Below are 18818 nucleotides of genomic sequence, written 5' to 3' on the forward strand. Positions count from 1 at the left end.
TCAATCTATTGCTGGCGATGCCCGGAGTACGCCGATCGCAACCATAAGCGCTGCAACTATTACAAGAATGCTGCTTACGAGCGACCAACCAAAAGCGGATGTTCCGTACTCGATATTCGCCGCCAGCTTCGCGGCGAAGCCTCCAAGCGCACCTGGACTCCAGCCTGCCTGCTTCGGCAGCAAGGACGCAAGCAAGGTAATGAGCGCCGCAAGGCCAAGTGAAGAGAAGGCTGCTCCTGCCGGACTGCGAAGCAGCGTGCTGAACACTAACGTTAAGGACATCACGACCGTAATCCATAAGCCGTATACGAGGACGCTTGTTATAATCTGCATAGGCGGCACTGAACCGATTAACAGCTCCGTATAATACCATGCACCAGCGTATCCTAGAGCCAATGAGCCCCAAGCAAGAATTAGCATAGCTAACCACTTCGACAATATAAACGAGGTGATCGTTACCGGCTTCACAAGAATAAGCGATGCTGCCCCGCTATTCCTCTCCGTCGATACCGTTCCCATAAATACGAGTACAAGAACGAGCAAACCCATCGTCCCGAATTGCGACAGCGTCCCAGCCATTACACTCGGCGCGCTCGGCAATGGTATGTCGATCACCGCACCTTCGGGAAGATTGCCCGCTTGTTCCAAAATGACCGGCATGTAATAATTCGATACCGGCTGCATAATGCCGAGCAATAGAAACACAAGCGGTACCCAAATAAGCTTGAGGCTGCGGACAAGCTCGAGCAGCTCCTTCTGAATCATTACGAATAAGCGCATTATTGGGACACCGCCTTCATGAAGAGATCTTCTAGGGTAGAATGGCCTACCTTCATATCCAACAGCTTAATGTTCTCCCTCGCAAGCTCTTCAAGCAGCAATTGCCTTGCTGCTTGTACCTCGGACACCTGAATCCGCCCTTGATTAGCAGTTACTTCTATGTCATCAATCAAATCGGCTAAATTTTCACTCGAGGGCATTGACACTGATCCTTCGCGCCTCATCCGCTGCTTCATTCCAGCAAGCCATGACTGCGAGTGGGCATCATTATCTACCGTAAGCTCGATAATCGGCCTGCGGTTCTCGTTCTGAATGGCGGCAATCGCTCCTTGCAGGGCGATTCGTCCATCGCGAATAATGATGACATCATCGCATAATGCCTCGGCATCGTGCAGCACATGCGTAGAGAACAATACCGTTGTCTCCTGCTTCAGTTCGCGAAGCAAGCTCAGCACTTCACGCCTGCCGACTGGATCAAGCGCTGATACCGGCTCATCCATTATGAGCAGCTTCGGACGATGAATAAGCGCTTGGGCAAGGCCAAGCCTTTGCTTCATTCCGCCGGAATACGAGCCGATTTTTTTGCCGGCAGCCTTAGATAGTCCTACTCTTTCCAGCAGATTCTTGGCAGACGACTTCGCCTCCGATGAAGCGAGTCCGCATAGCCTGCCTGCATACACGGCATATTCATATCCCGTCATCCAATTATAGAAGGATGGCGACTGCGGCAAATAACCAATCAACTCACGCTGGCTGCCGCCTTCTCGTATGCCTTGAAAGCTAATTCGTCCGCTCGTAGGAGCAAGCAGTCCGGCAATCATACGAATGGTTGTCGTCTTCCCTGCCCCGTTCGGACCAAGCAAGGCAACGCAATGGCTTTCTTGAATAGCGAAACTCATGTTTGTTACAGCTGAGAAGCTGCCGAACGTCTTGGTCAGCCCCTCCGCCTTCAGCAATACGGTCATCGTCCGTCTCTCCTTCCGAAGAGGAAGAATGCGATTGGTCCGAATAAGCTAACGAACACGATTATGAGAATCCACATAAGCTTCGGCCCTCTCGTTTGATCCGCCTTAATACACAGCACAAGAGCGATGACCATTAAGACGAACTGTATAACGAGAATCGGCGCAATAATAGGCAGAAGGGTAGACAAATCTATCGTTTCATTCATATTGTTCATGCAAAGCACCTCCAAATTTTTTAATCGTCGTTACCTTTACTGCGGTTAAGCCAACCGCTGCGGATAAAGATCCAATAGAAAATGAGCGGCAGCGGAAACTGAATCAGCCCCCACAACGCCCAAAACCATGGAAGACGTTCCCGTTTGCGAGCATCGAGGAACAGCCACGTTGATTGCGTACCTAGGATGAGCAGCAGGAGCAACCAGAACCATACCGACTCCAGCATCATCTGTTCCATCGATGACTCACCTTCTTTTTGCCGAACATGACAGCTACATAACCTACTGCGGCGCATGCAATAATGGCCTGTAAAATCGCGAACCATACAATATCCCGCTCCAGCACCCACATCATGCCTCCGAACAGGAAGCAGCCGATCAGCCAAAGCAACAGTAATTCCTTCCATTGCTTCCGGCGTATGGCTTGCTTATGAGCGCCTACTAGCGCCTCGAATTCAAACCGTTCAGGCGTATAGGGTTTATGCGCATCATCGAACTGCCTAAGGGAGTTTCCAACGCGGCTATCGAACCAGCGCTCATCGTCAGACCCTTTGTTGGAATTGTCATTGTCCATTATCACCCAACTCCTTCCGTAACTGCTTCAAACCGTTATGCAGCCTTGATTTCACTGTGCCGACTGGCAGATCGAGCATGCTTGCAATTTCCTCCTGGGCATAACCGTAATAATATTTAAGCAATACGGTTATTCGTATATCTCCGGCCATACGCCCGATAGCGTCAAGCGCTTCCGGCCAATCCCCGAGCACCGTCTGCGTCTCGTAACGAATCGCTCGGAGCGTCTGCTCCTCTTGCACCCATCTGCGCTCACGCTCCTTGCTGCGAAGCCGATCGACATAGATACGGGATGCAATCGTAATGAGCCAAGTCGAGAACTTTGCTTTTCCTTGAAAACCACTGATCTTCTCAATCGCTCTTAGCATCGTCTCTTGCGTGACGTCCTCGGCATAGCTTTTGTTCATCGTCAGCTTAAGCACATATTGATATAGGAAAGAATAATGCTGCTGCAGCAACTCCGAAAGCGCGTGGGAATCGCCGCGAGCTGCTTTGAGTATTAGACCATGCTCATCAACCACTACAACGATTCCTCCTTCTCTCTATCTATAGCTTTGACGCTTCAGCAGCCCATTTCGTTCACTCGTCATGAAAAAAACTGCGAAGGATTATTTTTCCTCGCAGTTATTCGTTATACGTATATTGTTATTTGGATGTCCTGCGACTATACCAACGCCATGCTTCTTCCACCTTAGTCTGCTCCAAACAGGCTACCCGGTAATCGAATGGACTTCCCATCGCCTGCACGGACAACGTAAGCAATTGTTTGCGCATCTGACTGCGCGAGCGTTTCACGCGCATCACAACGATTTGCGGACGGCGTATCATATAAGTTGACCGACCGATAAACCTTCGTCTTAACGTGAGCTGCCCATGCTCCAGGAGAAGACCTGCCGACTTGTAGCATGCATATCGCCAGCCCAGTACGAGAGGAAGCAATATAAGCGACCAAAGCGCAGCGGCTTTAAACAATACGATGGCTGCCGCACAGAGCACAATTGTTATAAGCAGCGTGCTTCTTACATAATAGAGAAGCGCGCGCTTAGGCGCAGCGGCATAGGCCGCATTTGGAGTGTCCTTTATCTGCGGCACGAACGCTTCTAGCAGCAGCGGAATTTCTGCCCGCGACAAGTAAGGGTGCAGCATCAATTGCTCGTTTTTGTCCGAGGATACGATTTGAAGTTTCACCTCGGCATGGCTTAACGCTTGGCGAAGCAGCCCTTCTTTCACGATAACCGCCTGCACCTTCTTCGGATCGAATAAAAAAGTCTTTTTCTCCAGCAAGCCATAAGACACCGATATTTCCTTGCCTACTCTTCTAGCCGTGTAGCCGCTGTACTTCAATATGTAGAGCAGAATGGATAGCACCCATGCCGCAGCAATGCCCAGTAGGACGATAACGCCGATTAAGAAGTAACCTGGCATTAGACTCGTCGAGTCTTCGACGACATTTTCGAAGAAGTGATCAGGCAGCAGCGCTTGAACGAAATCATCGGCGAATGAATACAGACCCGCTGCAAATGCCGCGACAAGACCAAAGTTCATCGAGGTCGCTGCCGCCTTCAGCAGCTTGACTGCATCAAGACGAAACGCTGCATCGTCGCGATCTGCCTCTGGATCTACCTGAGTACTGCTCCGTTTTTGGGCAGCAAGCTTGTTAGATAAAGCCTGAACGGCTTCCTCTCCTTGCGGCAGTTGCCGTTCTTCATCCGCCTCCAATTCTTGATTGCGCGGAACAGTGTCAGCAGCAGGAATCTGACCGCGAAGCACCAGCCGAATATGATTGGCTTCGCTAATCGATAGGGCAGGCAATATCCCATCCGCCTTCTTATTGCCGCCAGGCGTCTCGATCTTTACCTGTGCCACGCGAAGCAAGCGATGCACAAGCTGCTGCTCCACGTTAACGGAATGAATGCGGGTGAAATAGATCGTCTTCTCATCACGGAAGAAAACTCCTTTGCGAATGATGATGCGATCCGCTTCCACCCAAAATCCGAATTTGCGCCATTCCAAATATCCAAGCACAAGCAATAACGCGGCCAAAGCGCCGCCTCCCGCATACCAATACCAGTCCAGCTCCGACCACGCCGTCCCTTTGACCAAAGCGATCAGGAGGAGCGGAATAAAGCCTTGGATCGTATTCACAAGCGCAAAAAACACATATACGGGATGCAGCTTGCGGCGTTGTATCTCACTCATCCTGATCGTCCACCTTCGCCAGCTTGCCGATTCGCTGCTTAAGCTGCTGCGCTTCTTCCAGCTTCAGCCCGCTTATCTTATGCGTTGTCGCGGCCGTAACAACCGAGACAGCCGCGAGATCAAACTTGCGCATAAGCGGTCCGCTCTCCAGCTCCACATGCTGTACCCGCACCATCGGAACGAGCACATTGCTTATGAAGATAAGCCCTGATCTTATTTCCAGCTCATCCTCGAACAGCTCATATTGAAACCTCGCATACTTCGCTTTCGGTATAATCCACGTAAAGAGAACAAGCGATAAAAGCAAGAGGCCTAAGCTTATCCAAACCGGAATAAACGTCCATTCCTTCCATAACGCTAATAACGAATAAGTAATAATGATGAGCAAAAATACGCCATTCGTTATCATTTCGCTAATTCTGTACACCTTGATGTAGTCGGGATGCAGCCGCTTTGTCAGTTCATTGTTCATAGCAAGACTCCTTCTTCTTAAGGAAGTACGATGAGCCCCAGCTGCGTACGCGTCAAGGCTCTCGCTCCTTCCGATTCTACAAGATAGCTGTTCTCTACACCGACGACGCCAAGCCCCGGCAACGTAAACTTCGGCTCGACGGCGATAACCATGCCTTCTTGCAGCGGTATATCAAACCCTTTGGCTAGTACTGGCCACTCGTCGATCTCAAGACCGATGCCATGACCAAGAAACTTAGCTCGATCAGCGCCATAACCCATGAAATGATCAGCCAATCCCGCTGTCTCGGCGTAAGTAAGCGCATCAGCATATAACTGCGAGCATATAGCTCCCGGAATCATACTCTTCTCCGCTTCCAGCAGCAATTGTTCCGACAATTCATAGGCCTTCATTAACGGCTCGCTCAGTTGCCCAATAACTGCCGTCCTCGTCTGATCAATGACATAACCATCGATGCAGCAGCCAATATCGATGAGTATTGGTTCATTGCGCTTAACCGCCATCCGGCTCACGCTTTGCGGAGAGGCAGCGCCAAGCCCCAGGCCACCGGCAGGACCGTCGAAGTAAGAAGGTACAGCTGCTGCCGCCCCCGAAATAACCATGCCGGTCGTAATCTCTTGATTGTAGCCGCGCATTCTCATCAGCCCGATATGACCGCGCTTCCTTAGCTTATATTCAAGCGAAGCCATCCATTCCAGCTCCATTACGCCTTCCCTCAGCTCGCCGAGCGCTTCCTCCAGCGATTCGGATACGGCTAAAGCTGCCCGCTCAATGCGGCTAATCTCCCAAGGTGACTTGATCATTCGGAGCGTACGAATGATCCCCGAGCCATCGATCAGACGGCAACGATCCGGCACGCCTAGCAGCTCGGCTAGCTTTAAATAAGTTTGAGCGGGCAACACGTCAAGATCACAAGCGATCTTTGGCAGTTGGCCCGCGCCTAACAGCTCAGGATAATCCTTCTCGAGAGTAGCCCTCAGCTGCTTGAAGCTGCCCAGCTCCCGCACGCGCAGCGGCGACTCCTGCTCCGCCCGCCATAGGCTTCGCTTCACATAGAAGGACGGCTCGCCGCTGCACGGAACCAATAAATATCCGTTCTGCATCGAGCCGCTCAAATAATAAATATCAACGTTTTGCGTAACCAAATACGCATCTACGTGCCCTGCCTGCATGGCTGATTGCAGCTTCCTAATTCGCTCCCGCACCAGCTCTGCTGGAATATCCATTGCTATATGTAAGTTGTTCATACGTTACGTGTTCAGCTCCTAACTCGAATTCCCTCCCCTTATTAGACCAATTTTCCAATTTTGCGTCAACCTGCTACGAGCTCGGCTGCCCCCTTTATATACCATTGGATCGGTTCAAGTATGCGAAAGGCTCTCGGGTACTCCACTTTTGCAATGATTACGACGCTTGGCCTATAAAGCGTTACCTCATAGTCATAGCTATCGTTACGATAGACGTAAGGAAAGGTTTCTTCCGAGTTGACAATCTCGAATACGGCAAGCTCCAGCGGCTCGCGAAGAAACGAATCCGGCAACGGAACCCCCGCTTCGTTCAATCGCAGATTACGCTGCAGATAAACAGCAGCCGCCTGTGCCGCTTGCGTCGGAGCAATGCGCAGCTCGCCATTGCCAAGCGCCGTCTCATCAATCTGCTGCGCGGCTGCATGGGCAGCCCGATTGATCGCATGCTTGCCGAGGAACAGTGTCTTCATCGCCATCTCCTCCTCCACCTGCAACATATGAATCGCTCCCCATACGGACATCATCATGACTATTAGCAGCAACTTGTACACGATATTGTTCCTTTCCTCGAACTATCTTTAGATACTCCTGCTTAAGGCACATATTCGCTCATCTTCATGCCGAACGCCTTCATTCTCCCGTTCGCGGGCGGCGGCGAAATGCCGATCAGTCTGTCAATTTGAAATAAATTTTCATACGGATAGCTGGCAGTCAGCGACAAACCCGTTCCTCTCGGCAAGGGAGCGCTGGGATTCGTTGCATTAACCCCGCTCTCCGACTTCACTTCGAATAGGATCGACTCCCGCTTCAGGCCGAATGCCTCCATCCGGGACTTCGCCTGCTCGAGCATCGCAGCGCTAATATAGCCATAGCTTCCGCTTGCTCCTACCTCCAGCAAATAGTCGACTTCCTGCTGCAGCACGGCTTGCCTTACGATAAGCACATGCTTGTAGATTGGAGAGAACATCATCCAACATATAAGCCCCGCGAACAGAACGAACAATAAGATTTGCTTCATGGGCTCATCTGCCTTATATGATCGCTAATCGCCTCTCCAGCCCCGTTCACTTGGCTCTTCATTCCGCTGTCTCCTTCGGCAATTGCCGTGTATAAGAGCACAACCGTAATGAGCAGCAAAGTCGTTATTAGTATAGCCCTCATACTTCATCACCTCCGACATGTTCCGACTCCTGAACGACGACAACATTCATTATGGAACAAGCGCGCCAATCTTCGTATTTGCGGCATTGCCTTGGGATTCGATTTGGCTGCTCGTTCCTGTTGTATCCTTAGCGATGATCGTGTTAAACAATACGATAACAACGACAAGCAGCATGACAGTCATTAGAATATTTCGCATGTGAGTACACCTCCCTTCCATGAACTCGCTACGCAATTTGTTTCTACATTAGCTCAGCGATTGAAATAGTTTCTGCCCTTCACGCACCCACGGATAAATAAATACCTGAAACGTATATAAGATGGGAATACCTGCTATGATGAACAGTACATACGACGTCGATTCCTTCTTACTCTCCTTGGCAAGCTCCAGCTTCTCCTTATAATCCTCAATCCTCGCTCGCAAAATATCGTAATACTGGCTGCTCTCATGCTGGCGGAGCGCGTCGATTGTCTCGACGAAGCTTAATCCTTCATCCGTGCCTAGCCGCCGCTTAAACCGCTGAAGCGCCTCGCCCGCATCGTGATACCATTCAGCGAGCAACCGCTCCAATTCTGGACGCAAAGCTCTTGTAAAAGGAATGCATCGCAGCAGCTTGGCGTGGATATGAAGCGCCGAGTCTGACAAATACAGTAGTTGATTGCTCACTGCATAGATCTCCTTGGTCATTCGAAGCACCCGCACCTTGCGTATCGAGGAGAGCCAAGTCTTGTCAACCATAAGCAGCATTCCTGCAACTAACAGAGCACCGACGAAATAACTGGTCGAGGCAGTCACTATATGCAGAGCCGCGGCGATCAGGAGGATGATCGCTGCAGCAATTACCGTTGCAGCAATCCCGATTCGACGAGCTAATACGTACCAAGCAGCATCGAGCGTATACCCGCAGCCGCCAAGCAGCAGCTCGCGTTCAGTGAATGCCGCGCTTTTCCTAACTACTCCGAACAACCGCAGCCAGCTTGCCGGTGCCTCCTTCGTCCGCCAGCTCAGCAGCGACAGATGCTTCCAACGCATCTGTCGTCTCGGCAGCAGCTGCAGCAATGCTCCTAGAGCGATTGCCGCGAATAGAAACTGTCCGACCGTTGCAGCAATCGAAATGAACGATGCCGTAAAGTGGTGCATAGAACATTCCCCTCCTCCTCCTTCACATCTTCTTGCGCGATAACCAAAGCCCCATTAGGAACGATGCAAAGATAAGCACCATTGCGTTCAGCAGCATGTCTCTTCCGCCGGGATCGATCATGTAATAATAGTAGGAATTATCCCGGTTATACCGAATATTGATGCCGATGAAGAGGGCAAGGAAAAGCAGCGGCGAGAAGTTCGCAATCCGAATTTCCAGCAGACGATTCCGCTCCTGCTCGTTCGCCCGCCTTGCTTTGCGCATATCGGTAATGAGCTCCTTCAAGCTATCCGTAATGGTGACACCCTCCGTTATCGCAACTCGCAGGATGTTCGCGAAATAATCAGCCCATATGTGGCCTAGCGACGCCGATAATAATCGCAAGCTCGCTTCATCGTCGCCCCGCACCGATAGATTGCGATACAATTGTTCGAATACCGCTTGCATCGGACCGAGCAACCGCCGCTCTTCAATAGCCCGCTGCAATGCGATTCTGACTTGCCGCTCGCCCGTGACGAGATAACATTGATAGAACAGCTCAACCGCCGGCAAGAAATCGATCTGCGTCTTCATTCGCAGATTTGCGAGCATCGCTCGCAGCACCGTATAAGGCAACATGCCAAGGAGCAGTCCGAACAGAACCGTTCCCTTCGCGCTTTGAAAAAACAAGCCGCCTACGGCTAATCCGACTAACAGCATTAATACCGAGCTAAAGGCGAGCGCTACTGGCTTCATCCCCAGTTGAAGCGCTTCAAGCAATTCGGAGAGATGACGGTACAGCCGTTCGTTGCCCTTGAACGCTTCGGTTAGTCGATAGCGAATGCCCGAGTGATTCTTATAGCGGAGCCGATTTTGCAAATGACGATTGTTCATCCATAATTGAAGTAGACTGTACAGTGCTATGAATAGGATAGCTCCCAGCAGCAGAAGCATCGCTAGTGAAGACCAACTAGCCATAAGCAGCACCTGATCTCGCAAGCCTCGCTGCAGCTCTTAACGATGGGAGACTAGGGAATCGCCAGTCATCTGCCTCCTCGTCGAACAGAGCCCACTCCCTTACGATCGTCCTTCCGTCCTCCCAGTACAACTCTCCAATTCGGCTTACAATCCGCCGCCCTCGCCACAGCCTCATCTCAATACCGATCTCCGTCACGTATTCCGTGATCCGCTTCGTAAGCCGATCGGGATTCATCCCGCGTCCATCCAGCATGCACATATCTGTAATCGCCTCCGGGACATCCTCAAGACAACCTGCGTGGACCGTCGTCATACTGCCGGAGTGTCCCCTCGTACACGCGCGCACATAAATGTTCGCATCCAAATCACGAATTTCCGCATGGATGATCCGCCTTGGCGACTGCCTAAGCGCAAGCTTGAACGCTTGATCCGACCGATGCTGCGGGTCATCCTCTTCCGTCTCGTACTCGACGATATTTTTGTCCGGGAAATCTCGGCCAAGCATCATTTCATGCCTGCCCTCGATTGTAATAATCCGTTCATCGGCTGGAAGCTCGGCAATGAGTGCCTTCATCAGATTCGTCTTCCCCGAGTTCGTCGCACCGATAATGACGACATTGAAGCTCGCAGACAATACGGAGAGCAGCATGCTCCGTATTCTCCCGTTGATCGTTCGCAGCGCGGGAGCGCATAGCGCTTCCAGACTGAAGCTTCGCACCGTGTAGAAACGAATCGTCAGCGTTGGCGATGAGGTGAAGCCGAAGCCGGTCATCGTTACCCTAGAACCGTCCCGCAGCATGACCTCCGCCCATCGCTTGCGCGGATTAATTCGGTCGTTGTTATACAGCACTAAGTTTTGCTGAATTCGCTCGACGTCTCTTACGCTCTCGAAGGAATAAGCGGAAGCCGCCGTCTGGCCGCCCCTCACCTCGAAGATCCGCTTGCCCACGACTTGAATTTCTTCCAGCCCCTCCTTATCGGCAAGCACCAGTTCCAGCACATTAAGTCCGATTACTTCAGCGAACAGCGCTTCTGCCAATGTCTGATACGGCTGCTGTACATCCTCGAGCGTATGAATGCGAAGCCGAATGAGGCGATCCGTTATAACCGCGAGCACCTGCTCCCGCTCTTGAACGAAGCCAAGCACCGCCCGATTAAGCGTCTCCGTGTATTGCTTGCGCTCGAACTCCGTCAATCCTTGCGGGGCGCTCAAGTACGATCGTATATCTTCCGCCAGCCGCTGAAACTCGGTTGGCTCATTGTCCGCATGATGACTAATCCCCTCCGGTTTGTCTGCCGTCATACGGGCGGGTCTAACCTGCGCAGCGAATTCGGTTGGCGAGAACTTCCCTTGCCCGGCCGTCATGAACTGCTTCCTCTGCGATGCGTCATTAGCTTGCGATGCCATGGCTGCGTCCTGCCCGCCTTGAAAACGGGGTGTATTCCATGCCGATGCATCAACTGTTTGGCAGGCTCGTCCATTGCTTGCTTGCCTTGTGCGTCACTGCGAAGCCATTCCTCATAGCGCCCGCCATCGAGTTGACTGAACAATGACTCTCCAAGCTTGAACTGACCGAGCGATGTTGTACCGAGCTCCTTGCATATTTCTTTCATTCGATAACCTCCGCTTCCATGCGAATTGTGTATAATAACTGTTTCATATTGATCGGGTGTAACGCCGAACAATGGCGATACTTGATTAATCCAGCGCTTGCCGTCCTCTTGAAAATGCGAAAGCGCTGGCGTCGTCACAAGTATCCGCACATCTGCCATCCGCAGCGCACAGACCGTAGCAGCATTGTCCCAATAAGCGCTGACATCCAAAATCACGTACGCGAATGTCTCGCGCGCAACGTCCAACAAGTGATTCACTTCCTCCGGTGAGAAAAACTCCGCTTGATCCCTAACCATGTTGCCGAATAAGACATGTAGATTGGGCAGCTTCGTAATCGGACTGGCCGCTCTTCGCAGCTTGTCCGGAGTCAGCGTTTGCGCGATGAGCTCCGGCCTGAGCTTGTCGAGCGACACCTCGGGCTCATCCTCCCCTAGGAAACGATGAAGCTTTGCGCTCTTCAGGTTCAAGCAGAAATAGGCAATCGGATCACTGCTTGCCCCCGCCATGCGATAGGCGGTCGCAAAGGAGGCTGCAGTCGTACCGATATTCGGCGTTGTCCCGACGAAAGCGGCCAGCGAGGCATCTTGCCGGCTCACGATCCAGCCCCCTCGCCGCCGACCGCATCGACATTCAACGACTCCGGACTATACGCAACAACAACCTTCAGCTTCCCGTCCTTGCACAGCCCGTCGAGCTCCAGCCACTGTTCCTCAGTCATGTTGAGATTCAAATACTCGATCATCCCGTTCGCTTCCCGCCTGGAAGCGTACATCTTCTCCTTATCGCCATCCGCCATCGACATGAGATTCGGGTTGTCCATATTGTCGATTTCGACATTGCCAGACGACTTCACGGAGGCCACGACTATACTCTCGCCGAACAGCCTTCGTGATGGTGTTCCTTCACCGGATGCGTAGATCAGCACCTTATCACCCGCGCGTATGCCATTCGAGATTGAACGAACATACTCCTTCGGAATTTGGAAGGTCGATTCCGTTGGCTTCGGCTGCAAGTAATAGCTGCCGACCTTCCAATCGAGAATCGGCTCTCCCGCCCCTAGCGGTATGACCGTCTCCTTGCCCTGCGCCTCTGCCGCGTCAACCATCATATTCGGCGCCCATGCTGATTCCGGAATATGCTTATAGGTCAGCATATCTGTCGTCAGTCTCTCGCCTGCGCTTATGAAGCGACTCGGCACAATGACCGCAATCGTTCCTTCCTTCTCCATTTGGATTCGCTGCAGTTGATACAGCCCCGCTACGAGCGATGCCGATAAAAGCGCCGCAATCAAGCTAATCCATATATTCCTTCGTCTGTTCATCGCCTCTCCTCCCCCGAGCGCATAAAAAAAGAACGCAGCGGCAGCCCTTCGGCTATACCACATGCGTTCTTCGCAAAACTTGCTCTCATATATGAATTCAACAACCAACTACGCTCATAATAGCAAATGACTGAATATTTTGTCTATCATTATTTTTCCATTTGTTTCTATAAAGACTTGCGACATAACAAAAACAAGCCATAAACCATGGGGAATGTCGCCATTCCGTACCATATTTATGACTTGCTCCTATACTTTTCAAAAATCGATTAAGCCTACACTAATCAACAGTGCATCGTCTACTTTACGCATCGTTTCGTCGTCCAAATGCGTTATTTTGTCGGTCAGACGCTGCTTATCGATCGTTCGAATCTGCTCAAGCAGAACAACGGAATCACGATCAAAGCCATGCGTTGCCGCCTCCATCTCGACGTGAGTGGGCAGCTTCGCCTTTTGGATTTGAGCCGTAATAGCCGCGACGATAACGGTCGGGCTGAATCGGTTGCCGATGTCATTCTGAATAACGAGCACCGGTCGCACACCGCCTTGCTCCGATCCGACTACGGGCGATAAATCCGCAAAAAACACATCTCCGCGTTTTACGATCAAGCTCTACACCCCGCTTACGAGACGGCCAAGCGTATGATCGGCTTCTTCCTCCGCTTGAAAAGCTTCCGAGGCCATGTTCAGGTTAATTTTCGCCATCTCCATGTATCCGCGCTGCATCGACTCACGGATTTGACGTTTTTTGCGCTCCACGAGATACAGCTTCATGGCCTGCCGAATAAATTCGCTGCGGTTAGAATTTTCTTTGGCGACAATTCCGTCAACCTCCTCCAGCAAATGATCGGGCAGGCTAATCATGATTCTTTTCGTATTTTGCACATTGGCCACCGAACTCGCACCCCCAAAACTTTTCCAAAACCTTAATACTCATTATTGCAATATATTGCCGACACTATACTCAAACATATCTATGTCAGCCGTATATCAAATATGCTGTATGTCTTCATGCATCATCCCGGTAGATCAACTGTCATACTACATTCGCTTTAAAGTGCGAAAATCCTTTTGCACAACCACAAATAACTACATGTAATTTTTGGAAAATGATTTAAGCGAGTGCGTTCGTAATAGCCGTGACCTGTCCGTCCTTGACATAAATCCGTGGAACTCGTGCCGCAATCATGCAGATCAGCTCGTAATTAATGGTCCCTAACTGGTCCGCAACTTCCTCGGCCGTGATAACCGACGTGCCTTGACGACCAATCAGTACAACCTCTTCGCCAGCTTGAACGGGCGCAGGTTGACCTTCCGTCTGTGCCCCGTCAAGCGCTATCATGCATTGATCCATGCAGATCGTGCCGCGAATCGGCAGTCGCACCCCGCGTACGAGACCGTACGCCTTGCCTGTCAGCATGCGGCTGAAGCCGTCGGCATAACCAATCGGCAGCGTGCCGATAAGCTCCTCGCCCGAGGTAAAATATCGTGTGCCATAGCTAATGCCCCAGCCTTCAGGCGCCTTCTTCACCATCGAAACTCCGGTCTTCAGCGACAGGACTGGCTCAAGTGCAATTCGCTGGTTATTCACCTCTGCAGAAGGATATAAGCCATACATGCTAATGCCGAGCCTTAGCATCCCGCCCGCCCATTCGGGCGTGTCGATGCCAGCAGCGCTATTCGCTGCATGGATAATAGGGATAGGCAGCTTCTCGCGGCGGACGAACTCCGCAACCTCACTAAAACGATCATGCTGCAGCTTCGTGTAACTTTTGTCAGCTTCGTCAGCGCGGGCAAAGTGAGTGAACATCCCTTCCACCTCTAGCTGCTCCACGTTAAGCGCCTTCCTGATAAAAGCTTCCGCAGCCTTAGCGCCTACGATACCGAGTCTTCCCATGCCTGAGTCGATTTTAATATGAACCTTCAGCTTGCGACCTTCGCGATCTCCTGGAAGCTTGGCTGCCGCTTCAATGATATCGTCTCTGAACAAGCTAATCGTCACATCATTATCTCTAGCTGCCTGCAGCCCATCCGCAGGAACAAAGCCGAGCACCAGAATTGGCGTTCGAATGCCGGCATTACGCAATTGAAGCGCTTCGTCAAGGAAGGCGACGCCCAAGTAATCAACCCCGGCACGCTCCGCTTCCCTTGCAATTTCAACGGCTCCATGTCCATATGCATTGGCTTTCACCGATGCCATAAGCCGGCAATCCGCCGGCATCGCTTGCCTGAACGCCTGCAAATTATGATTCAACGCATCTAAATTTATTTCTACCCTCGTCGGGCGATAAAACGATTCCAAGTCGTTCACCTTCTCCTCATCTGACAACCACAACAGTCCGAGCAGCAAACATCAATAGAAATAATGTTAAACGTTGCTGCTAAGACTGTCAATGAAATGGCATCCAGATTCCACTAGAACGTCTTGGAAATTACGGTAAGCTGCTTCTATTACTTATCGATCTCGCCTTGCACGGATTGAGCAATCTTAATCATCTCGGTTTGCGGCAGATTCGCGCTTGTAAGACGGAATTGACTGCCTTCGTACGTCCACGTCAGTGTCTTCTGATCATTATCCGCGGCGTTTGTCAATTCGCCGATCGTGAAGCCTAGATCAACCATATCGCCGGCGACAAGCGAGGTTGCCATATCCTTCGGTTGCGTCTGAATTAGCGTGTAGCTGTATTCGCCCGAGTAACGGTTCATGACGCCAGGGTTGCCGCCGAACACGATATCAATCATGTCTTGCCAGGTCGCGCCTTCAGGCGTGTAAGACGGTCCCATTGCAACGAATGGCGCGTTCGCATCATTTTCCGTTCCAGCCGATGTTTCTTCATTGTCCTCATTTACCGCATCCGGATCGCCGTTATTGCCCGATCCTTCTTGCTCGCCGCCAACGGCGCTATTGTCCGGCGACTTGTCGCCTTCCGTTGCTTGGTCGCCTTCAGCGGATGCATCATCCTCTTGAACCGCCGCATCGTCGCCGCTATTCTCAGCCGATGCGTTATCGTCATCCTGCTCAGGAATCGCGACTGTCGGTTCATCGCTGCTTTGGCTCGATGGTGCTGCGTTCATGTTGGCTTCCGTCTCGAACACGCTCTTATCGAACTTCTGTCCGAACTCGAAGGAATCGAACTTCACTTCGACCATGACAGCTGCATTCGTGTCGCTGACTTCTACCTTCGACGGACGATAGTTCGATTTGTTCAGCCAAATTTTTTGGCGGGCAAGCGAACCGTTATTGTAGTTGGCCATCACATCGAACACATAATCATTTTCTTCGACCGCGAATTCACGCTGGCCGTCCACGAGAATGCTTTGAACGAGCGTTTGATATAAGTACACTTGGCCTTGATTTTGCGGCCAATCGCTTTGGAAGCGGAATACTTTATTGAGCTTAGGCGTTAATACGAATACGCCGTCATCGTTGCGAAGCACAATTTGGGTAATATCCTTTTCCTCATTCGTCAGCTTAATCCGGTAATAGCTTGGCTTCTGATAAGATACCTCCACCTTGTACGTGAGCGGCTGTTGACTCGTATTCAGCGTCATCGTCCCGCTTCCTTGATAGCTCTCCATACTGTTGACTACTTTGTCGAGATCCTTAATCACGGACTCGGCGTCCTTCGTACCGCAAGCGGCTGCTATTAATGAGAAACATAACAAGATTGCCGCGGTCCATGCAATGCGACGCATGAAATCATCCCCTCTGCACAATGTTTTATAACTGATACCAATCATATGAGGGGACTTGACCAATTATGCGGACTAGTTTGACAAGCTGCCTTGCCGCTAAAAGGCATGAAGTACGGGACGCAGCGTCCAACAATAAAAATACGCAGCACCTTATCAGCAAGGCGCTGCGCATTCCTTTATTCCCGGCGCTTCCGCTCAAAATCGCGGATCAGCGATTCCGTCACTTCGTCCGGCGTGTTATCCTTCAGCCACGTTTGACCGAACATTTGAAAAATCTTGATCACGGGAAAATCGCCCCAGAAGCCGATAAACTCTTCGCCCAGCTCAACCTTGTCGATGACCTGCGCGTTCATGTCGTTCAATCGGGATTCCAGCATATCGCGGGCATCCGAATCGCTGAGCCAATCGTTTAGCAAACTGAACTTATGAAGCGATATTTCTTCTACTCCGAAGTTGTAGTGCTGTCTGGCCCGTAGACGGATGTCTCGCGATGAACCTCCTGCCGCGAGCTGGAAATAGCCGGTCTCGGCGACCCATCTTCCCCACTTCGTATTGTAGTAGGCAAAATCGCGTTCTTCGAGGTCAAAACGGACTTCCTTCGTCTCGCCGGGAGCAAGCTCGACCTTCTCGAAAGCTTTGAGCTCCTGGTCGGGTCTGATCCACTTGCATTCCTCGTCATGGACGTATAGCTGCACGACTTCTTGTCCTCTCCTATCTCCCGTGTTTGTGATGCTAAGCGTTACCGTAACACCGTAGTCTGTCTGTACTGCCTTCATATCGGCGTACGCGAACGTTGTGTAGGATAGTCCGTGCCCGAACGGAAATTGAGGTGCAAGCTCCTTCTTGTCGTAATATCGGTAACCGACGAACAAGCCTTCGCGGTAGTGCAGCTTGCCGTTCTCCCCGCGAATACGCATGTAGGACGGGTTATCGGACAGCTTGACGGGAAACGTCTCGGACAGCTTTCCTGAGGGATTTGCAAGTCCGAACAGGATTTCCGCGATCGCCCGGCCGCCTCCCTGACCGCTAAGCCAGGAGTGGAGCACGCCTGGCACATGCTGAACCCAAGGACGCATCGCGAGCGCGGTTCCGCTGCTCGTCACGACGATGCAACGCGGCTGAACAGCAGCGACCGCTTCGATGAGCTTCGTCTGATGAGCCGGCAGGTCGATGCCGGCAAGGTCGTGCATCTCCGATTCGGCATATTCCGGCTGCCCGACGAACAACACGGCGATGTCGGCCGCCGCGGCCAGCCTCGCGCTCTCCTCAATAAGAGAATCGTCGAGCGAGTCGTCAAGCGGATACCCGTCAGAGTAAACGATCGACATGCCGCTTCCTGCCAGATTGCGCAGTTCATCAAGCGGTACGTCTACGCGCGTCGGCGTCACCTTCGCGCTGCCTGCTCCTTGAATGCGAGGCTGCTTCGCGAACCGGCCAATAACGGCGATTGAGGAGATGCTTCCCTTATCGATCGGCAGGATGCGGTTGTCGTTCTTAAGCAGTACAATGCTTTCAGCAGCAGCTTTCCGTGCCAGCTCGTGGTAGTCGATTGTCGCAAGCGATGCCGTCTCCGAGCTTTCCTTCGTCGTCTTCCGGACAAGCTCCAGAATGCGTCGCACGGACGCGTCAAGCTTCGCTTCCGGCAGCGTGCCGCGGCGTACGGCTTCCGCGATCGCCTTCGCGTTGTATTCGGCCGGCCCCGGCATCTCCAGGTCGAGACCGGCGCTCAAACCTCGGATCCGATCGTTCACCGCCGTCCAATCGGACAGCACGACGCCGTCATATCCCCACTCCTCACGCAAAATATCGCCGAGTAGGTGCTCGTTTTCGCTCGCGTAAGTGCCGTTGAGCAAATTGTAGGAGCACATGATCGTCCACGGGTCCGCTTTCTTGACGATTCTTTCGAACGCGCTCAAATAAATTTCCCGCAGCGTCCGCTCGTCGACCTCCGAGCTTGTGACCATCTTTTCGTACTCCTGGTTGTTGCAGGCGAAATGCTTCACCGATGCGCCGACACCGCGGCTCTGCAGGCCGTTCACGAAAGCCGCCCCAAGCTCGCCCGAAAGGCACGGATCCTCCGAATAATATTCGAAGTTGCGTCCGCCGAGAGGCGTGCGCTTCATGTTGATGCCAGGCCCGAGCAGAAGCTCCACGCCCATCGTCTTTCCTTCTTCGCCAAGCGCGACGCCGATTTCCCGAAGCAGCTCCGTGTTCCAGGAAGAACCGATAGCCGAACCGGTAGGATAACAGGTGGCAGGCATATTTTCGCCCGTGATCCCCATTTCTTCGTCGCTGTTCGTTTTGCGGATGCCGTTGGTGCCATCGTACATATGGATCGGAGGCACGTCCAAACGGTCGACTCCTTTCGTCATCCACATGTTCAGTCCGGCACAGAGGCTCGCCTTCTCCTCCAGCGTCATCTCTTTCAGCAATTGCTCCGTCGTAAGTTTCATTTCTCTCCCACTCCTCTTCCTT

The 18818-nt window shown here is 52.0% G+C and carries 23 protein-coding genes; all 23 read right to left on the minus strand.

The genetic code is table 11. The annotated features are described in order from the left end of the window. The 23 genes from AC0YN0_RS28530 to AC0YN0_RS28640 all read right to left on the minus strand — a co-directional run bounded on the left by AC0YN0_RS28530 (window position 1) and on the right by AC0YN0_RS28640 (window position 18796). Window positions 1-780, minus strand: coding sequence for an ABC transporter permease (locus tag AC0YN0_RS28530; RefSeq protein WP_475824337.1), 780 nt, complete (start codon window positions 778-780; stop codon window positions 1-3). Beyond that, the gene (locus AC0YN0_RS28535; protein WP_475824338.1) at window positions 780-1745 is read right to left on the minus strand and encodes an ABC transporter ATP-binding protein; all 966 of its coding nucleotides are present in this window, start codon (window positions 1743-1745) and stop codon (window positions 780-782) included. Before AC0YN0_RS28535 ends, AC0YN0_RS28530 begins: the two co-directional genes overlap by 1 nt. Next, the gene (locus tag AC0YN0_RS28540) at window positions 1742-1960 is read right to left on the minus strand and encodes a PLD nuclease N-terminal domain-containing protein (RefSeq protein WP_442050827.1); all 219 of its coding nucleotides are present in this window, start codon (window positions 1958-1960) and stop codon (window positions 1742-1744) included. Before AC0YN0_RS28540 ends, AC0YN0_RS28535 begins: the two co-directional genes overlap by 4 nt. A gap of 20 nt (window positions 1961-1980) precedes the next feature. Next, window positions 1981-2199 (minus strand): sigmaY antisigma factor component, encoded by a 219-nt coding sequence (locus tag AC0YN0_RS28545; protein WP_442050826.1) that lies wholly within the window; start codon window positions 2197-2199, stop codon window positions 1981-1983. After that, window positions 2187-2534 (minus strand): YxlC family protein, encoded by a 348-nt coding sequence (locus tag AC0YN0_RS28550; protein WP_475824339.1) that lies wholly within the window; start codon window positions 2532-2534, stop codon window positions 2187-2189. Before AC0YN0_RS28550 ends, AC0YN0_RS28545 begins: the two co-directional genes overlap by 13 nt. Continuing rightward, on the minus strand, window positions 2524-3054 hold the full coding sequence (sigY, locus tag AC0YN0_RS28555) for an RNA polymerase sigma factor SigY (protein WP_475824340.1): 531 nt from the start codon (window positions 3052-3054) through the stop codon (window positions 2524-2526). Before sigY ends, AC0YN0_RS28550 begins: the two co-directional genes overlap by 11 nt. 124 nt (window positions 3055-3178) lie before the next feature. Continuing rightward, the gene (locus tag AC0YN0_RS28560) at window positions 3179-4732 is read right to left on the minus strand and encodes a PH domain-containing protein (protein ID WP_475824341.1); all 1554 of its coding nucleotides are present in this window, start codon (window positions 4730-4732) and stop codon (window positions 3179-3181) included. Then, complete coding sequence (locus AC0YN0_RS28565) at window positions 4725-5204, minus strand: PH domain-containing protein (RefSeq protein WP_475824342.1); 480 nt, start codon at window positions 5202-5204, stop codon at window positions 4725-4727. The genes AC0YN0_RS28560 and AC0YN0_RS28565 overlap by 8 nt, the downstream gene beginning before the upstream one ends. A 17-nt stretch (window positions 5205-5221) precedes the next feature. Beyond that, complete coding sequence (locus AC0YN0_RS28570; RefSeq protein WP_475824343.1) at window positions 5222-6451, minus strand: M24 family metallopeptidase; 1230 nt, start codon at window positions 6449-6451, stop codon at window positions 5222-5224. Between the two features lie 65 nt (window positions 6452-6516). Then, the gene (locus AC0YN0_RS28575; RefSeq protein ID WP_475824344.1) at window positions 6517-7002 is read right to left on the minus strand and encodes a hypothetical protein; all 486 of its coding nucleotides are present in this window, start codon (window positions 7000-7002) and stop codon (window positions 6517-6519) included. Window positions 7003-7043: 41 nt separating this feature from the next. After that, complete coding sequence (locus AC0YN0_RS28580) at window positions 7044-7469, minus strand: hypothetical protein (RefSeq protein WP_475824345.1); 426 nt, start codon at window positions 7467-7469, stop codon at window positions 7044-7046. Further along, a complete protein-coding gene (locus tag AC0YN0_RS28585; protein ID WP_337100880.1) occupies window positions 7466-7612 on the minus strand; it encodes a hypothetical protein in 147 nt (48 codons plus the stop codon). Before AC0YN0_RS28585 ends, AC0YN0_RS28580 begins: the two co-directional genes overlap by 4 nt. A gap of 49 nt (window positions 7613-7661) precedes the next feature. Continuing rightward, entirely contained in the window at window positions 7662-7811 is a 150-nt protein-coding gene (locus tag AC0YN0_RS28590) for a hypothetical protein (RefSeq protein ID WP_307207455.1), read from the minus strand. A gap of 48 nt (window positions 7812-7859) precedes the next feature. Further along, window positions 7860-8753 carry a hypothetical protein gene (locus AC0YN0_RS28595; RefSeq protein WP_475824346.1) on the minus strand — a complete coding sequence of 298 codons (894 nt, stop codon included), beginning with the start codon at window positions 8751-8753 and terminating at the stop codon, window positions 7860-7862. Between the two features lie 22 nt (window positions 8754-8775). After that, window positions 8776-9711 (minus strand): hypothetical protein, encoded by a 936-nt coding sequence (locus tag AC0YN0_RS28600; RefSeq protein ID WP_475824347.1) that lies wholly within the window; start codon window positions 9709-9711, stop codon window positions 8776-8778. Further along, a complete protein-coding gene (locus AC0YN0_RS28605) occupies window positions 9704-11119 on the minus strand; it encodes an ATPase, T2SS/T4P/T4SS family (protein WP_475824348.1) in 1416 nt (471 codons plus the stop codon). Before AC0YN0_RS28605 ends, AC0YN0_RS28600 begins: the two co-directional genes overlap by 8 nt. Continuing rightward, window positions 11074-11922, minus strand: a complete 849-nt coding sequence (locus tag AC0YN0_RS28610; RefSeq protein ID WP_475824349.1) for a CpaE/TadZ family protein — start codon at window positions 11920-11922, stop codon at window positions 11074-11076. Before AC0YN0_RS28610 ends, AC0YN0_RS28605 begins: the two co-directional genes overlap by 46 nt. Continuing rightward, on the minus strand, window positions 11919-12647 hold the full coding sequence (locus AC0YN0_RS28615) for an SAF domain-containing protein (protein ID WP_475824350.1): 729 nt from the start codon (window positions 12645-12647) through the stop codon (window positions 11919-11921). Before AC0YN0_RS28615 ends, AC0YN0_RS28610 begins: the two co-directional genes overlap by 4 nt. Before the next feature lie 258 nt (window positions 12648-12905). Continuing rightward, the gene (locus AC0YN0_RS28620; RefSeq protein ID WP_337100886.1) at window positions 12906-13256 is read right to left on the minus strand and encodes a type II toxin-antitoxin system PemK/MazF family toxin; all 351 of its coding nucleotides are present in this window, start codon (window positions 13254-13256) and stop codon (window positions 12906-12908) included. Between the two features lie 3 nt (window positions 13257-13259). After that, the gene (locus AC0YN0_RS28625; RefSeq protein WP_028609437.1) at window positions 13260-13541 is read right to left on the minus strand and encodes a CopG family ribbon-helix-helix protein; all 282 of its coding nucleotides are present in this window, start codon (window positions 13539-13541) and stop codon (window positions 13260-13262) included. A gap of 220 nt (window positions 13542-13761) precedes the next feature. Continuing rightward, window positions 13762-14949: an alanine racemase gene (gene alr / locus AC0YN0_RS28630; protein ID WP_475824351.1), complete on the minus strand. Its 1188-nt coding sequence runs from the start codon at window positions 14947-14949 to the stop codon at window positions 13762-13764. 149 nt (window positions 14950-15098) lie between these two features. Continuing rightward, window positions 15099-16343 (minus strand): LolA family protein, encoded by a 1245-nt coding sequence (locus AC0YN0_RS28635; RefSeq protein WP_475824352.1) that lies wholly within the window; start codon window positions 16341-16343, stop codon window positions 15099-15101. 176 nt (window positions 16344-16519) lie between these two features. Then, window positions 16520-18796, minus strand: coding sequence for a beta-glucosidase (locus tag AC0YN0_RS28640; RefSeq protein WP_475824353.1), 2277 nt, complete (start codon window positions 18794-18796; stop codon window positions 16520-16522). Between the last annotated feature and the right edge of the window lie 22 nt (window positions 18797-18818).

It is taken from the genome of Paenibacillus sp. J22P218 (assembly GCF_056269195.1).

What these genes read in the sequence shown, in the direction of transcription:
- AC0YN0_RS28530 (WP_475824337.1), bottom strand. Translation starts at nt 780, where the DNA reads ATGCGCTTATTCGTAATGATTCAGAAGGAGCTGCTCGAGCTTGTCCGC.
- AC0YN0_RS28535 (WP_475824338.1), bottom strand. Translation starts at nt 1,745, where the DNA reads ATGACCGTATTGCTGAAGGCGGAGGGGCTGACCAAGACGTTCGGCAGC.
- AC0YN0_RS28540 (WP_442050827.1), bottom strand. Translation starts at nt 1,960, where the DNA reads ATGAACAATATGAATGAAACGATAGATTTGTCTACCCTTCTGCCTATT.
- AC0YN0_RS28545 (WP_442050826.1), bottom strand. Translation starts at nt 2,199, where the DNA reads ATGGAACAGATGATGCTGGAGTCGGTATGGTTCTGGTTGCTCCTGCTG.
- AC0YN0_RS28550 (WP_475824339.1), bottom strand. Translation starts at nt 2,534, where the DNA reads ATGGACAATGACAATTCCAACAAAGGGTCTGACGATGAGCGCTGGTTC.
- AC0YN0_RS28560 (WP_475824341.1), bottom strand. Translation starts at nt 4,732, where the DNA reads ATGAGTGAGATACAACGCCGCAAGCTGCATCCCGTATATGTGTTTTTT.
- AC0YN0_RS28565 (WP_475824342.1), bottom strand. Translation starts at nt 5,204, where the DNA reads ATGAACAATGAACTGACAAAGCGGCTGCATCCCGACTACATCAAGGTG.
- AC0YN0_RS28570 (WP_475824343.1), bottom strand. Translation starts at nt 6,451, where the DNA reads ATGAACAACTTACATATAGCAATGGATATTCCAGCAGAGCTGGTGCGG.
- AC0YN0_RS28580 (WP_475824345.1), bottom strand. Translation starts at nt 7,469, where the DNA reads ATGAAGCAAATCTTATTGTTCGTTCTGTTCGCGGGGCTTATATGTTGG.
- AC0YN0_RS28585 (WP_337100880.1), bottom strand. Translation starts at nt 7,612, where the DNA reads ATGAGGGCTATACTAATAACGACTTTGCTGCTCATTACGGTTGTGCTC.
- AC0YN0_RS28590 (WP_307207455.1), bottom strand. Translation starts at nt 7,811, where the DNA reads ATGCGAAATATTCTAATGACTGTCATGCTGCTTGTCGTTGTTATCGTA.
- AC0YN0_RS28595 (WP_475824346.1), bottom strand. Translation starts at nt 8,753, where the DNA reads ATGCACCACTTTACGGCATCGTTCATTTCGATTGCTGCAACGGTCGGA.
- AC0YN0_RS28600 (WP_475824347.1), bottom strand. Translation starts at nt 9,711, where the DNA reads ATGGCTAGTTGGTCTTCACTAGCGATGCTTCTGCTGCTGGGAGCTATC.
- AC0YN0_RS28605 (WP_475824348.1), bottom strand. Translation starts at nt 11,119, where the DNA reads ATGGCATCGCAAGCTAATGACGCATCGCAGAGGAAGCAGTTCATGACG.
- AC0YN0_RS28615 (WP_475824350.1), bottom strand. Translation starts at nt 12,647, where the DNA reads ATGAACAGACGAAGGAATATATGGATTAGCTTGATTGCGGCGCTTTTA.
- AC0YN0_RS28635 (WP_475824352.1), bottom strand. Translation starts at nt 16,343, where the DNA reads ATGCGTCGCATTGCATGGACCGCGGCAATCTTGTTATGTTTCTCATTA.
- AC0YN0_RS28640 (WP_475824353.1), bottom strand. Translation starts at nt 18,796, where the DNA reads ATGAAACTTACGACGGAGCAATTGCTGAAAGAGATGACGCTGGAGGAG.